At 40.4% G+C, this 15,405-nt stretch carries 11 protein-coding genes; 9 read left to right on the top strand and 2 right to left on the bottom strand.

Going from position 1 to position 15,405, the window contains the following annotated elements:
* Nucleotides 1-27: 27 nt before the first annotated feature.
* Genes yycF through SORDD25_RS01305 form a run of 3 tightly spaced genes read left to right on the top strand, consistent with a single transcriptional unit; the run spans nt 28 to nt 2,888 of the window.
* A complete protein-coding gene (gene yycF, locus SORDD25_RS01315) occupies nt 28-735 on the top strand; it encodes a response regulator YycF (protein WP_000722058.1) in 708 nt (235 codons plus the stop codon).
* Complete coding sequence (gene vicK, locus SORDD25_RS01310) at nt 728-2,077, top strand: cell wall metabolism sensor histidine kinase VicK (protein ID WP_061413994.1); 1,350 nt, start codon at nt 728-730, stop codon at nt 2,075-2,077. The genes yycF and vicK overlap by 8 nt, the downstream gene beginning before the upstream one ends.
* Before the next feature lies 1 nt (nt 2,078).
* The gene (locus tag SORDD25_RS01305) at nt 2,079-2,888 is read left to right on the top strand and encodes an MBL fold metallo-hydrolase (protein WP_061852337.1); all 810 of its coding nucleotides are present in this window, start codon (nt 2,079-2,081) and stop codon (nt 2,886-2,888) included.
* Nucleotides 2,889-2,921: 33 nt separating this feature from the next.
* Here SORDD25_RS01305 and SORDD25_RS01300 read toward each other — a convergent pair whose 3' ends face one another.
* Entirely contained in the window at nt 2,922-3,269 is a 348-nt protein-coding gene (locus SORDD25_RS01300; protein ID WP_061852336.1) for a DUF6568 family protein, read from the bottom strand.
* 111 nt (nt 3,270-3,380) lie between these two features.
* Complete coding sequence (locus tag SORDD25_RS01295; RefSeq protein WP_061852335.1) at nt 3,381-5,099, bottom strand: phospho-sugar mutase; 1,719 nt, start codon at nt 5,097-5,099, stop codon at nt 3,381-3,383.
* 411 nt (nt 5,100-5,510) lie between these two features.
* Between SORDD25_RS01295 and SORDD25_RS01290 the strand changes: the two genes are divergently transcribed.
* From SORDD25_RS01290 to pulA, 6 genes are all read left to right on the top strand, one after another.
* Nucleotides 5,511-6,665: a DUF5105 domain-containing protein gene (locus tag SORDD25_RS01290; RefSeq protein ID WP_061852334.1), complete on the top strand. Its 1,155-nt coding sequence runs from the start codon at nt 5,511-5,513 to the stop codon at nt 6,663-6,665.
* 78 nt (nt 6,666-6,743) lie between these two features.
* Nucleotides 6,744-8,645 carry an ABC transporter ATP-binding protein gene (locus SORDD25_RS01285; RefSeq protein ID WP_061852333.1) on the top strand — a complete coding sequence of 634 codons (1,902 nt, stop codon included), beginning with the start codon at nt 6,744-6,746 and terminating at the stop codon, nt 8,643-8,645.
* 3 nt (nt 8,646-8,648) lie between these two features.
* A complete protein-coding gene (locus SORDD25_RS01280) occupies nt 8,649-9,512 on the top strand; it encodes an Rgg family transcriptional regulator (RefSeq protein ID WP_061852332.1) in 864 nt (287 codons plus the stop codon).
* 80 nt (nt 9,513-9,592) lie between these two features.
* A complete protein-coding gene (locus SORDD25_RS01275; RefSeq protein WP_061852331.1) occupies nt 9,593-10,771 on the top strand; it encodes an MFS transporter in 1,179 nt (392 codons plus the stop codon).
* 88 nt (nt 10,772-10,859) lie between these two features.
* Nucleotides 10,860-12,818: an NAD-dependent DNA ligase LigA gene (gene ligA / locus SORDD25_RS01270; RefSeq protein WP_061852330.1), complete on the top strand. Its 1,959-nt coding sequence runs from the start codon at nt 10,860-10,862 to the stop codon at nt 12,816-12,818.
* A 156-nt stretch (nt 12,819-12,974) separates the two neighbouring features.
* Nucleotides 12,975-15,260 (top strand): type I pullulanase, encoded by a 2,286-nt coding sequence (pulA, locus tag SORDD25_RS01265; RefSeq protein ID WP_061852329.1) that lies wholly within the window; start codon nt 12,975-12,977, stop codon nt 15,258-15,260.
* Nucleotides 15,261-15,405: the final 145 nt, after the last annotated feature.

Genomic DNA, 15,405 nt, shown 5'->3' with positions numbered 1-15,405 from the left:
TATAATAGATAGAGAAAAGGTGATAAAATGAAAAAAATATTAATTGTAGATGATGAGAAACCAATCTCAGATATTATTAAGTTTAATATGGCCAAGGAAGGTTATGAAGTTGTTACAGCCTTCAATGGTCGTGAGGCAATTGAGCTATTTGAAGCAGAGCAGCCAGATATTATTATCCTCGACTTGATGCTACCTGAAATTGATGGTTTAGAAGTTGCTAAAGCTATTCGTAAGACTAGTAGCGTGCCAATTATCATGCTATCAGCTAAGGATAGCGAGTTTGACAAGGTTATTGGTTTAGAGTTAGGTGCAGATGATTATGTTACAAAACCTTTCTCAAACCGTGAGTTGCAGGCTCGTGTCAAGGCTCTGCTTCGTCGTACAGACCTGGTTTCTGTGGATAGCCAAGAGTCTGATGAGAAGAAGACGCAACCTTTACAAATTGGTGATTTGGAAATCGTTCCTGATGCTTACGTGGCGAAGAAATATGGTGAGGAATTAGATTTAACCCACCGTGAGTTTGAACTCTTGTATCACTTGGCATCTCATATTGGACAAGTGATTACACGTGAACACTTGCTTGAGACTGTATGGGGTTATGACTATTTTGGTGATGTTCGTACTGTGGACGTGACCATTAGACGCTTGCGTGAGAAAATAGAAGATACTCCAAGTCGTCCAGAGTACATTCTCACACGTCGTGGTGTTGGATACTATATGAGAAATAATGATTGAAGATATTAGACAAACTATTCTGACCAGCGATTTTATCTTTATCTTGATTTTACTTGGCTTTATCCTGGTAGTGACCTTGCTGTTACTGGAAAATCGTCGGGATAATATCCGTCTGAAGGAGATAAATCAAAAGGTTAAGGACTTGATTGCAGGTGATTATTCTCAAGTTTTGGACTTGCAAGGAAGTACAGAAATCACCAATATCACCAATAATCTGAACGATTTGTCAGAAGTTATTCGTTTGACCCAAGAAAATCTGGAACAAGAGAGTAAACGATTGAACAGTATTCTTTCTTACATGACAGATGGCGTTCTTGCGACCAATCGCCGTGGCCAGATTACTATGATCAACGATATGGCCAAGAAACAGCTCGGTGTACAGAAAGAAGATGTTCTGAATAAAAGCATCCTCGAATTACTAAAGATAGAAGATGAGTATGAGCTGCGTGACCTGATTACACAGATTCCTGAGTTAACGATTGACTCCCAAGATGTGAATGGGGAATACCTGAGCCTTCGTGTACGTTTTGCTCTAGTTCGCCGTGAGTCAGGTTTCATCTCTGGTTTGGTTGCCGTTTTACATGATACGACCGAGCAGGAGAAGGAAGAGCGTGAACGAAGACTCTTTGTTTCAAACGTGAGTCACGAGTTGCGGACTCCTTTGACCAGTGTAAAATCTTATCTTGAAGCCTTGGACGAGGGAGCCTTGTATGATCCTGTTGCTCCTGATTTTATCAAGGTTTCACTCGATGAAACCAACCGTATGATGCGGATGGTGACAGATCTCTTACATCTCTCTCGTATTGATAATGCGACAAGTCAGCTAGATGTGGAATTGATTAATTTTACTGCATTCATCACCTTTATTCTCAACCGATTTGATAAGATGAGAAGTCAGGATGACGAGAAAAAATATGAACTTGTTAGAGATTACCCTATTAATTCAGTTTGGATCGAGATTGATACCGATAAGATGACTCAGGTGATTGATAATATTCTTAACAATGCCATCAAGTATTCACCAGATGGTGGGAAAATCACTGTTAGCATGAAGACCACTGATGACCAGATGATTTTATCCATCAAAGACCAAGGTCTAGGTATTCCAAAGCAAGATTTGCCGAAGATCTTTGACCGCTTCTACCGTGTGGATCGTGCAAGAAGTCGGGCTCAAGGTGGAACTGGTCTAGGTCTGGCTATCGCAAAAGAAATCATCAAACAACACAATGGCTTTATATGGGCCAAAAGTGAATACGGTAAGGGCTCAACCTTTACAATAGTGCTCCCTTATGATAAGGATGCCGTAAAAGAAGAAATATGGGAGGACGAAATAGAAGACTAGAATGAGTGAAAAAGGCTTTAAATACAGTATTTTAGCATCAGGCTCCAGTGGAAATTCCTTTTATCTGGAAACCCCAAAAAAGAAAATTCTAGTAGATGCAGGCTTATCTGGTAAGAAAATTACTAGCCTGCTAGCTGAAATCAATCGCAAACCTGAAGATCTGGATGCGATTCTGATTACGCATGAGCACTCAGATCATATCCATGGGGTCGGTGTCTTGGCTCGCAAATATGGCATGGATCTTTACGCCAATGAAAAGACTTGGCAGGCTATGGAAAATAGTAAGTACCTCGGCAAGGTGGACTCTTCGCAAAAGCATATCTTTGAAATGGGCAAAATCAAAACCTTTGGCGATATCGACATTGAGAGTTTTGGGGTCAGCCATGATGCAGCAGCACCCCAGTTTTACCGATTTATGAAAGACGACAAGAGCTTCGTCATGTTGACCGATACAGGTTATGTCAGTGACCGTATGGCTGGAATAGTCGAAAATGCGGACGGTTACCTCATTGAGTCCAATCATGATGTAGAGATTTTGAGAGCAGGCTCTTATGCTTGGCGACTCAAACAGCGTATCCTATCGGATCTCGGTCACCTTTCTAACGAAGACGGAGCTGAGGCCATGATTCGTGCAATGGGAAATCGAACCAAGAAAATTTATCTTGGTCACTTGTCCAAAGAGAACAATATCAAGGAGCTGGCTCATATGACTATGGTCAACCAGCTAGCCCAAGCGGATCTGGGAGTCGGAGTAGACTTTAAGGTTTATGATACCTCACCAGATACTGCAACACCATTAACAGATATATAAAAAGAAGGCGGGTGCCTTCTTTTTATATATCTTTTACAATCCAGCAAAGTCCTTGATTTCTTGTGCTGACATAGAAGAGTCGCAACGGACATTGATTTGGCCATCTGCAATATGAACAAATCCTGGTACGGTTGGGATTCCATAACGTGAACGGAAATCTTGCAAAGCATTGAGTTGGCTTGGTTCTTCACTGTTGATGAAGTAGATGTGAGCTTTGGTTTCAGCTACGACACCTGCCAATGTACCTGCAAATTTACGACAGTAGGGGCAAGTTTTGCGACCAATGAAGAAGGTTGCAGTTTCTTTATTATCGAGTGCTTCTTGCGCACGCGCAACTGTAGTGACTTCAAGGTCTTTGATGTTTTCTAAAAATTGTTCCATGAGATTACCTCGCTTTCATTGATAAGTCTAGTATGCCATAAAGTTTCTAAAAATGCTTAGATTTGATACGAAAAAAAGATGAGATTGGTTGGTCTCATCTTTTATAATTTCTTATTTAACAAAAGCATTGATTTCCGCTTCGATGTTAGCAATCTTAGCTTGTGAATCTTCGTTGCTTTCCCCTACAACTGCAATGTAGAATTTGATTTTTGGTTCTGTACCTGAAGGGCGAACTGCAATCCATGAACCGTCAGCAAGTGTATATTTCAACACATCACTTGGAGGAGTTGTCAAGTTTGTAACAGTACCGTCAGCAGCAGTAGCAGTTTGAGCCTTGAAGTCTTCTACGACAGTGATAGTTGTTGCATTCCATTCTTTCGGAGCATTGTTACGGAATTTAGCCATGATTGCCTTGATTTGTTCAGCACCATCAACACCAGAAAGAGTAACAGAGATAGTCTTTTCAGCGTAGTATCCGTATTCTTTGTAGATTTCTTCGATACCATCAGCAAGTGTCAGACCACGTGAACGGTAGTAGGCAGCAAGCTCAGCAACGACAAGAACGGCTTGGATTGCGTCTTTATCACGTACGAATGGTTTGATCAAGTAACCGAAGCTTTCTTCAAATCCCATCATGTAAGTGTGATTGTGTTTTTCTTCAAATTCTTGGATTTTCTCTGCGATAAATTTGAAACCAGTCAAAACGTTGAACATGGTTGCGCCGTAGCTTTCAGCAATCTTCGTTACCAAGTCAGTTGATACGATAGACTTGCAGAGAGCTGCATTTTCAGGAAGAGTACCAGCATTTTTGTGAGCTTCCAAGATGTATTTAGCCATGATAGCACCGATTTGGTTACCTGAAAGATTGAGGTAGCTACCATCTTTTTGAAGAACTTCAACACCAACACGGTCAGCGTCAGGGTCAGTTGCCACAAGAACGTCTGCACCAACTTGACGACCAAGTTCTTCAGCAAGGGCAAAGGCTGCTTGGCTTTCTGGGTTTGGAGATTTTACGGTTGAGAAGTCTGGGTCTGCAGTTGCTTGTGCTTCAACAACCTGAACAGAGTCAAATCCTGCTTGAGCAAGAGCACGACGAGCCAACATTTCACCCGTACCATGAAGTGGTGTGTAGACAATCTTCATGTCTTTACCGAATTCTTCAATCAATGTTGGGTTGATGTTTACGTCTTTAACTTCTTTAAGGTATTCTGCATCAATGGCTTCGCCAATGACTTCAATCAAACCAGAAGCTTTTTCAGCTTCGACATCAGCAACTTCGACAGCGAATGGATTTTCGATAGCACGGATGTAAGTAGTCAAAGCATCCGCGTCATGTGGAGGCATTTGCCCACCGTCTTCACCATAAACCTTGTAACCGTTAAATGGAGCAGGGTTATGGCTGGCAGTAATCATGATACCTGCAAAACAGTTGAGGTGACGAACAGCGAATGACAGTTCAGGAGTTGGACGAAGGCTTTCAAATACGTAAGATTTGATACCGTGTTTAGCAAGAACTGCCGCAGATTCAAAGGCAAATTCTGGTGAGAAGTGACGGCTATCGTAGGCAATTGCTACACCACGCTCTTTTTCGTTTCCACCTTTTGACTCAATCAAACGAGCCAATCCTTCTGTTGCTTGGCGAACAACGTAGATATTGATGCGGTTTGTACCCGCACCGATTAAACCACGCATACCAGCAGTACCAAATTCTAGATTGGTATAAAAGGCATCTTCCTTTGTTTTTTCGTCCATATTGTTTAAGTCTTGGCGAAGGTAGTCTGGAAGGTCAGCAAAATCTACCCATTTTTGATAATTTTCTTGGTAAGTCATAGAATGTCTCCTTTGTCTATTAGCTTTAATCGCATTCATTATATCACGATTTGACATTTTAGTAAAACGTTAGCATAACTTAAAATGTAGGAAATTTACTTTTTACTTTTTAGTGGAAAAATGGTGACTACCGTGTTAACTTATACTAAGTTAGGGATGAAAATTAATTATTAGATACTTTATAACATGAAAGTTTATAATTCATTTTGTAGGTTTGTTGAAGAAAAAAATCAAAAATATTGTTATATTCTATTCTTTTTATAAAGAATCCTTTAATGTATCAAATGAACAGATAGAAAAATTTAAGTTAAAACTCTATAAATTTAAGATATTTTGAAAATATCTGGTTTCTGTTTTGAATTTTATAGTGCGTATGGTAAAATATAGTAAATCATTAAAGGAGAATCCATTATGAAAAAAATTCTTAAGCATTCTGCTTTGCTTTTATCAGCTTTAGCACTTGTTGCCTGTGGAGCTCAAAAAAAAGCAAGCGACAATGGTACTGCCTCGAACTCAAACTTTGAAGTTTCTGTCAAAGACGGTATGTTTGTATTACCTAAAGACGAAGATTCGTCTTCAAGCTACCTTGCACTCCAAGTCGAAATCAAGAATAATCGTGATAAACAGTTTAGTTTTACTAGCCAAGATATTACGCTTTATAATGAAAAAGATGAAAAATTACAACCAATTCAAATCTACGAAAGCGACAGTAAAACCAAGTTTATGTCATATGGAGACAGTCTTTCTAAAGGAAAGAGCGTTGCTGGTTATGTAGTGTATGAAGTCGATAAGAATGCTAAGTATGAACTTCACTTCGCACCTAGCTTTTATGATGACATCAAAGAAAATTCTAAAAAGAATAACGATGTAGCTATTAAGGTTGATCCAAGTCAATATGAAGACAATATTGATGAAGCAAAAGATGTAATGAAAAAATATGTTGATGCTGTTTACCTCAATGGGGAAAGTTCTGGTGGTGGAACGAACCTAAGTGCTACTGATAATAAGTCGCAAGTTGTTGCGCTTGCTGATGATAAAAAGTCTTCTGATGACAGCGCTGAGTTCACAAACGATGCGAAAGCTGATAAAGAAGAGTTTATCAAGAAATTTACAGAGTCATTCGGAAAAGGCTTCTATAACTACAAACCGTCTGATTCAGAACTTAGAACATTCGCAGATGCCTACATCAAAGCAAATGCTAAGAGAGCAAAAGTTGATTACAAGGTGAAGACATACTTGCCTGATTATGCTGTTGTTTATGTTAGACCAGAAACAATCGACTTGGATAATTTGAAAGTTCATGAATTGAGTCGTAAATTCTACGAAGAAAACAAAGGTAAATATAGCAACTACTCAGAAGCTATGAAAGCTGGTGAGAAGTACATTTTAGAAAATGCACCAAGTCAATTTGATTCAACTCCACTAGACACTAGTGATAACATGAAGAAAGAGGGTTATGAAATTAAGATGACCAAGAAAGATGGTAAATGGACCATTGATACCTCTTCTAAAAACTATGACTTAAAAGATATGGCTCGCACATTCCGTGGAGGCATTGGATACTAATATAAAGGGTTCGGGTATACCACTCGAACTTTTTTCATTGCAATTGTGCAAAAGAGAAAAAGATAGTAAAATAGATGTATGATTATTTTACAAGCTAATAAAATTGAACGCTCTTTTGCAGGCGAGGTTCTCTTTGATAATATCAATCTGCAGGTAGATGAACGTGATCGGATTGCCCTCGTTGGGAAAAATGGTGCAGGTAAGTCTACTCTTTTAAAGATTTTGGTTGGGGAAGAGGAGCCAACTAGTGGAGAAATCAATAAGAAAAAAGATATTTCTCTGTCTTACCTAGCCCAAGATAGCCGTTTTGAGTCTGAGAATACCATTTATGATGAAATGCTCCATGTCTTTGATGATCTACGCCGTACGGAGAAACAACTGCGTCAGATGGAGTTGGAGATGGGTGAAAAGTCTGGTGAGGATTTGGATAAACTGATGGCGGATTATGATCGTTTATCAGAGAATTTCCGCCAGGCTGGTGGCTTTACCTACGAAGCTGATATCCGCGCTATCTTAAATGGTTTCAAGTTTGACGAGTCTATGTGGCAGATGAAAATTGCCGAGCTTTCAGGTGGCCAAAATACTCGTCTGGCGCTGGCCAAAATGCTCCTTGAAAAGCCCAATCTCTTGGTCTTGGACGAGCCAACCAACCACTTGGATATTGAAACCATAGCCTGGCTAGAGAATTACTTGGTGAACTATAGCGGCGCCCTCATTATTGTCAGTCACGACCGTTACTTTTTGGACAAGGTTGCGACGGTTACACTCGATTTAACTAAGCATTCCTTGGATCGTTATGTAGGCAATTACTCTCGTTTTGTTGAGTTAAAGGAGCAAAAGCTAGCTACTGAGGCAAAAAACTATGAAAAGCAACAGAAGGAAATCGCGGCTCTAGAAGACTTTGTCAATCGCAATCTAGTCCGAGCTTCAACAACCAAACGTGCTCAATCTCGTCGGAAACAATTGGAAAAAATGGAGCGTTTGGACAAACCTGAAACTAGTAAGAAATCAGCCAATATGACCTTCCAGTCTGAAAAAACATCAGGTAATATCGTTTTAACCGTTGAAAATGCGGCCATTGGCTATGATGGGGAAATATTGTCAGAGCCTATCAACCTAGACCTTCGTAAGATGAATGCTGTCGCTATCGTTGGTCCAAATGGTATTGGGAAATCAACCTTTATCAAGTCTATCGTTGATCAGATTCCTTTTATCAAGGGAGAAAAACGCTTTGGCGCTAATGTTGAGGTTGGCTACTATGACCAAACCCAAAGCAAGCTGACAGCGAGTAATACTGTACTGGATGAACTCTGGAATGATTTTAAACTGACACCAGAAGTTGAAATTCGTAACCGCCTTGGTGCCTTCCTTTTCTCTGGTGATGATGTTAAAAAATCAGTCGGTATGCTGTCAGGTGGCGAAAAAGCTCGTTTGCTTTTGGCTAAATTGTCCATGGAAAATAACAACTTCTTGATCCTTGACGAGCCAACCAACCACTTGGATATTGATAGCAAGGAAGTGTTAGAAAATGCTCTGATAGATTTTGATGGGACCTTGCTTTTTGTCAGCCACGACCGTTACTTTATCAATCGTGTCGCTACCCATGTTCTAGAATTGTCTGAAAATGGCTCAACCCTCTACCTTGGAGATTATGACTACTATGTTGAGAAGAAAGCAGAAGTAGAAATGACTCAGGCTGAGGAAGCTTCAACCAGCAATCAAGCCAAAGAAACAAGTCCAGCTAATGACTACCAAGCCCAGAAAGAAAGTCAGAAAGAAGCCCGCAAGCTCATGCGTCAAATCGAGAGTTTGGAGGCTGAAATTGAAGAGTTAGAAAGTCAAAATCAAGCCATTTCTGAACAAATGCTGGAAACCAACGATGCTGAAAAACTGATGGAATTGCAGGCTGAACTTGACAAAATCAGCCACCGTCAGGAAGAAGCCATGCTTGAGTGGGAAGAATTGTCGGAGCAGGTGTAAGAAATGGAACATCTTGGAAAGGTATTTCGTGAATTTCGAACAAGTGGGAAATACTCCTTAAAAGAGGCGGCAGGTGAATCATGTTCAACTTCTCAACTATCTCGTTTCGAGCTTGGGGAGTCTGATCTAGCAGTTTCCCGTTTCTTTGAGATTTTGGACAATATTCATGTGACTATTGAAAATTTCATGGACAAGGCTAGGGATTTTCAAAATCATGAACATGTTGCCTTGATGGCGCAGATTATTCCGCTTTACTACTCAAATGATATTGCAGGTTTTCAAAAGCTTCAAAAGGAACAACTTGAGAAAGCAAAGAGTTCGACCAATCCCCTCTATTTTGAGCTGAATTGGATTTTGTTACAGGGCCTGATTTGTCAAAGAGATGCTCATTACACGATGAGGCAGAGTGATTTGGAAAAGGTAGCGGATTATCTTTTTCAAACAGAAGAATGGACTATGTATGAGTTGATTCTTTTCGGGAATCTCTATACTTTCTACAATGTGGACTATGTGGCTCGGATTGGCAGAGAAGTCATGGAGCGAGAAGACTACTACAAGGAAATTGGTCGGCATCGTAAACTCGTTTTGATTCTAGCTCTTAACTGTTACCAGCATTGTTTGGAGAACCGTTCCTTTGCGAATGCGGACTATTTTGAGGGCTATGTGGAGAAGTTGATTGGAAATGGTATCAAGCTTTATGAGCGCAATATCTTTCATTATCTCAAAGGTTTCGCCCACTACCAGAGAAACTTGAAAGAAGAAGGTTGTAGCCAGATGCAGGAGGCTATGCATATTTTTAATGTGCTTGGACTTCCAGAGCAAGTGGCTTACTATCAGGAACATTATGAGAAATTTGTAAATCCTTAAATTTCCCAAATAAGGGAAAAATAAAGAGACTCCTTTCAGTTTTGATACAATAGTTTCAAAATTTGAGAGGAGATTTTTATATGAATCGACATGCAATCCAGTTGATTAGTCGTGGGGCCATTAATAAAATAGGAAATATGCTCTATGATTATGGAAACAGTGTGTGGTTGGCATCAATGGGAACGATAGGACAGACTGTTCTTGGTATTTATCAAATTTCTGAGTTGGTTACATCGATTCTAGTCAATCCCTTTGGTGGAGTGATTTCAGACCGCTTTTCACGTCGCAAAATTTTGATGACAACAGACTTGATTTGCGGTATTCTCTGTTTAGCTATTTCGTTTATCAGAAATGACAGCTTGATGATTGCTGCTCTGGTCTTCGCAAATATTGTTCAGGCGGTTGCCTTTGCATTTTCTCGTACAGCCAACAAAGCCATTATAACTGAGGTTGTAGAGAAAGACGAGATTGTGACCTACAATGCTCGCTTAGAGCTCATTTTGCAGGTTGTAGGCGTTAGCTCCCCTGTACTCTCTTTCCTCGTTTTACAATTTGCCAGTCTTCATATGACACTTATTTTAGATGCCATTAGTTTTTTCATTGCATTTACCTTAGTAGCTTTTCTCCCCCAAAAAGAGACTCAGGAACAAGAGAAAAAGACTTTCAGCTGGAAAAATATTTTTGCTGATATGAAAGAAGGGATTCGCTATATTTGGCGCCAGCAAGAGATCTTTTTCCTTTTGGTAGTAGCTTCCAGTGTTAATTTCTTTTTTGCAGCTTTTGAATTTCTCCTCCCTTTTTCAAATCGGCTATACGGGGTAGAAGGAGCTTATGCAACTATTTTAACTATGGGCGCTATTGGTTCGATTATTGGAGCTCTTCTAGCTAGTAAAATAAAGGCAAGTGTTTATAATCTTTTGATTCTATTGGCTTTAACTGGAGTTGGAGTTTTTATGATGGGATTACCACTGCCAACTTTTCTCTCCTTTTCTGGAAATTTAGTTTGTGAACTGTTTATGACGATTTTTAATATTCACTTTTTTACTCAGGTTCAAACCAAGGTTGAGGGGGAATACTTGGGAAGAGTCCTAAGCACCATTTTTACCCTAGCCATTCTATTTATGCCGATTGCAAAAGGGTTTATGACAGTGCTACCAAGTGTTCATCTCTCTTCTTTCCTGATAATTGGAAGCGGGGTTGTCATCCTATCTTGTCTATCCCTCGTTTATGTACGAAGTCATTTTGAAAAAGAGTCATAATCTCATTTTTAAGAAAATATTACACTATGAACTATTTTTCAGCCCTTCTCTATTGTGAGGAGGGCTTGCTTTGTGGTAAAATGGGATTATGAATGAAAGAATGAATGAGTTAGTTGCCTTACTTAACCGCTATGCGACCGAGTACTATACGAGTGACAATCCCTCGGTTTCAGATAGCGAGTATGATCGCCTCTACCGAGAGTTGGTCGAGTTGGAAGCCGCCTATCCAGATCAAGTTTTAGCGGACAGTCCGACCCATCGTGTTGGTGGTAAGGTTTTAGATGGTTTTGAAAAATACAGTCATCAGTATCCTCTTTATAGTTTGCAGGATGCTTTTTCACGTGAAGAGTTAGAAGCTTTTGATGCGCGTGTTCGAAAGGAATTGCCTCAAGCGACCTATATTTGCGAGCTGAAAATCGATGGTTTGTCTATCTCGCTTACGTATGAAAATGGGATTTTGGTAGTTGGTGCGACACGTGGAGATGGATCTGTTGGTGAAAATATCACAGAAAACCTCAAGCGTGTCAAGGACATTCCTTTGACCTTGCCAGAAGAACTAGATATCACCGTTCGTGGAGAGTGTTACATGCCACGCGCTTCGTTTGATCAGGTCAACCAAGCTCGCCAAGAAAATGGTGAGCCTGAATTTGCCAATCCTCGTAACGCAGCTGCAGGAACCCTCCGTCAGTTGGATACAGCAGTAGTAGCCAAACGCAATCTTGCAACTTTCCTCTATCAAGAAGCTAGCCCTTCAACTCGTGACAGCCAAGAAAAGGTCTTGAAGCACCTTGAACAGCTTGGATTTGTAGTTAATCCTAAACGAATTCTGGCTGAAAACATAGATGAGATATGGGACTTCATCCAAGAAGTTGGACAAGAACGGGATAATCTGCCTTATGACATTGATGGAGTGGTGATCAAGGTCAACGACCTAGCAGGTCAAGAAGAACTTGGCTTTACCGTTAAGGCTCCAAAGTGGGCTGTAGCCTATAAGTTTCCTGCTGAGGAAAAAGAAGCCCAGCTCCTTTCAGTTGACTGGACAGTAGGTCGTACGGGTGTTGTGACCCCGACTGCCAATCTAACACCTGTTCAGCTTGCTGGCACAACCGTAAGCCGGGCAACTCTTCACAACGTAGATTATATTGCTGAAAAGGATATCCGCAAAGATGATACAGTTATCGTTTATAAGGCTGGAGACATCATTCCTGCTGTTTTGCGTGTGGTAGAGTCTAAGCGTGTTTCTGAAGAAAAACTAGATATTCCGACCAATTGTCCAAGTTGTGACTCTGACTTGCTTCACTTTGAAGATGAAGTGGCCTTGCGTTGTATCAATCCTCGCTGTCCTGCCCAAATCATGGAAGGTTTGATTCACTTTGCCTCTCGAGATGCCATGAATATTACGGGCCTTGGTCCTTCCATAGTTGAAAAGCTTTTTGCTGCCAATCTAGTCAAGGATGTGGCAGATATTTACCGTTTGAAAGAAGAAGATTTCCTCCTTTTGGAGAGTGTCAAGGAAAAGTCTGCTTCTAAACTGTATCAGGCCATTCAAGCATCCAAGGAAAACTCTGCTGAAAAGCTCTTGTTTGGTCTGGGAATTCGCCATGTCGGAAGCAAGGCTAGCCAACTCTTGCTCCAACATTTCCACTCTATTGAAAATCTAGCCCAAGCTGATCCTGAGGAAGTAGCAAGTATTGAAAGCTTGGGTAATGTAATTGCCCAAAGTCTTCAGACTTATTTTGCTACAGAAGGGTCGAAGATTCTCTTAGATGAGTTGAAAGAAGCTGGAGTCAATCTGGACTACAAAGGACAGACAGTAGTAGCAGATACGGCCTTGTCAGGTTTGACCGTTGTATTAACTGGTAAATTGGAACGCCTCACACGTTCAGAAGCCAAAAGCAAACTCGAAAGTCTAGGTGCCAAAGTTACAGGCAGTGTATCTAAGAAAACGAATCTTGTCGTAGCAGGAGCAGATGCAGGAAGCAAGCTCCAAAAAGCACAAGAACTTGGAATCGAAGTTCGAGATGAAGCTTGGCTAGAAAGTTTGTAAAGAATAGTTGAAAACTAGATGTTAGATAGTCTGGAACTATCTTTCCTGATGTGTTTTTATATCTATTAATGCTATTCTCTATTGTGCTGAATTTCCCGCTAAATTTTTCAGCATGACTTAAAAAAATAAAATTGAAATTAGGAATTAGGAAAAGAAATGTATAGATACCCAGTAGTCATCCATTTTCACCGAAAAAATGGGGATTATGCCGCTTGTTCATTCAGTAGAAAACAGGCAGATATTAAAGAAAATTTGTATTATGAAAATGACTATTTTGGAGCAAAATTCTCCTTTACAGTCACAAGTGCAGAAAGGCTAGATACTTTGACCTTTTCTGTCGAAATAGATGGAAAGACAAAAGACTATCTCCTACGTTTTAACTATTACCCACTGTTGACTGAGGTTTGGATCTTAGATGGTGATGAGACGGTTTATTATTCAGAAAATCCAGCCATTGCAAGTCCTTACTATAAAGATCGAAACCCGTTTGCTTTTGATAAAGCTTTTCACAGTGAAAGTTTTGATCATCATTGGGGATACCAAGGAGAGTTAGGTTATAGTATCTCAGACTACCAGACAAGCTTTAAACTCTGGGCTCCAACAGCTACAGCAGTCCAAGTGGTCGTTTATGAAAATACAAGTAACGACGCGCCGATTTGGAAAACCTTTAATCTAGAGCGAGGGAATAGCTATTCATACAGTCATAAGTACAATACCATTGGTGTTTGGAGTGTAGACCTGGATGAAAATCTTGCAGGTAAAGCTTATCAGTATCAGATTGAGTTTCCGCACCACCAGACTTTTACACGAGATCCTTACACTATCGCTACAAGTCCTGACGGGAAACGTTCTGTCATCCTATCTCAGCAGGATAGACAGGTAGAAGGATTTAAAGTCAAACATGGGACAGATGCTCCTTGGCGTTTGGAAAACCCATGTAAAGCCGTTATCTGCGAGATGCACATTCGTGATTTTACAAAATCGCCGACATCTGGAGTTCCAGAAAATCTTCGAGGGACTTTTCTTGGGGCTGCCCAGACTGGAACAGTTAACCGGTATGGGCAAGCAACAGCCTTTGACTATATCAAAGAACTCGGCTGTAATTATGTTCAGCTCCAACCAATCTTTGATCGTCATAAGGAATACGACGAGGATGGGAATGTAACCTATAACTGGGGTTATGATCCTCAAAACTACAATGCCCCAGAACCAAGTTTCTCTAGTAATCCAGATGATCCTGGACAGGTTATTCGAGACCTCAAGACCATGATTCAGGCATATCATGATGCGGGAATCGGTGTTATTATGGATGTCGTTTACAACCATACTTTCTCAACGGTAGATGCGCCTTTCCAAACAACTGTTCCTGATTATTACTATCGTATGAATCCAGATGGAACCTTCCAAAACGGCACAGGTGTTGGAAATGAAACCGCAAGCGAACACGAAATGTACCGCAAGTATATGATTGACTCACTCCTTTATTGGGTGAAAGAATACAATATTGACGGATTCCGTTTCGACTTGATGGGAATTCACGATGTCAAAACCATGCAGGCAATTCGTTGGTCACTTGATGAAGTTGATCCACGTATTATCACTTATGGAGAAGGTTGGGATATGGGGACTGGTCTTGCACCTTATGACAAGGCCAAGAAAGACAATGCCTACCAGATGCCAAATATTGGATTCTTTAATGATGATCAGCGTGATGCCATCAAAGGAGGAGAAGTTTATGGCTCAATCAAGGCAGGATTTGTTAGCGGTGCAGCTACAGAACCGATTGTAGCCAAAGCTATTCTTGGTAGCCGAGAGTTGGGTTCATATCTTAGTCCAAACCAAGTTCTTAACTACGTGGAAGCCCATGATAATTACAACTTGCATGATTTGTTAGCAACCCTTCATCCAGATCACAGTTCAGATAAGATTATGCGTCAGGTTGAGACAGCAACAGCGATGAGTATTCTTATGCAAGGGATGTCCTTTATAGAGCTGGGGCAAGAATTTGGTCGCACCAAACTCCTTGCTACAGGAGAAAATGGTGAGCTGACTCCGGCAGATAGAGAACGGGCTATGAATAGTTACAATGCTCCAGATAGTGTCAACCAGGTCAACTGGGATTTAATCAATGAGAGACAAGAGAGCATTGACTTTATTCGCCAGATTATTCGCCTAAAAACACAAAGGCGTGCTTTCTCTTATCCTACATACGAAGAAGTTTATCGTCATGTTTTCGTCCATACAGCTGCTGAAAATAGTGGATGGATTGTTTACGAAATTCACGGTGGAGCAGAACACTTATTGGTGGTATTCAATGCTAAGGGCACTTCCTTCTATTTTGAAAATGCAGGAAATCTTGAAATGCTGGTGTCCAATAGTCGTTCTCAAGAGTCTAATGTGATTGATGATATCAGCGTTGCAGTTTTGAAGGTACTTTCATAGTAAATGCTACAAAAAGGTTTAGTTAAATCTAGACCTTTTTTGATTTTTATTGAAAAACCAATATCTATTAGGAATAAATTTCAAATAATTTGAAGAATCAAGTTTGTGAAAAAATATCAATATTTTCCAAAAAGGGGTTGTAATT

Source organism: Streptococcus oralis (assembly GCF_001579525.1).
GTDB lineage: Bacteria > Bacillota > Bacilli > Lactobacillales > Streptococcaceae > Streptococcus > Streptococcus oralis_M.
The sequence above is the reverse complement of the archived record's forward strand: the minus strand, read 5'-3'. Positions and strand labels throughout refer to the sequence as shown.

What these genes read in the sequence shown, in the direction of transcription:
- SORDD25_RS01290 (WP_061852334.1), top strand. Translation starts at nt 5,511, where the DNA reads ATGAAAAAAATTCTTAAGCATTCTGCTTTGCTTTTATCAGCTTTAGCA.
- SORDD25_RS01295 (WP_061852335.1), bottom strand. Translation starts at nt 5,099, where the DNA reads ATGACTTACCAAGAAAATTATCAAAAATGGGTAGATTTTGCTGACCTT.
- vicK (WP_061413994.1), top strand. Translation starts at nt 728, where the DNA reads ATGATTGAAGATATTAGACAAACTATTCTGACCAGCGATTTTATCTTT.
- ligA (WP_061852330.1), top strand. Translation starts at nt 10,860, where the DNA reads ATGAATGAAAGAATGAATGAGTTAGTTGCCTTACTTAACCGCTATGCG.
- SORDD25_RS01305 (WP_061852337.1), top strand. Translation starts at nt 2,079, where the DNA reads ATGAGTGAAAAAGGCTTTAAATACAGTATTTTAGCATCAGGCTCCAGT.
- SORDD25_RS01285 (WP_061852333.1), top strand. Translation starts at nt 6,744, where the DNA reads ATGATTATTTTACAAGCTAATAAAATTGAACGCTCTTTTGCAGGCGAG.
- yycF (WP_000722058.1), top strand. Translation starts at nt 28, where the DNA reads ATGAAAAAAATATTAATTGTAGATGATGAGAAACCAATCTCAGATATT.
- SORDD25_RS01275 (WP_061852331.1), top strand. Translation starts at nt 9,593, where the DNA reads ATGAATCGACATGCAATCCAGTTGATTAGTCGTGGGGCCATTAATAAA.
- pulA (WP_061852329.1), top strand. Translation starts at nt 12,975, where the DNA reads ATGTATAGATACCCAGTAGTCATCCATTTTCACCGAAAAAATGGGGAT.
- SORDD25_RS01300 (WP_061852336.1), bottom strand. Translation starts at nt 3,269, where the DNA reads ATGGAACAATTTTTAGAAAACATCAAAGACCTTGAAGTCACTACAGTT.
- SORDD25_RS01280 (WP_061852332.1), top strand. Translation starts at nt 8,649, where the DNA reads ATGGAACATCTTGGAAAGGTATTTCGTGAATTTCGAACAAGTGGGAAA.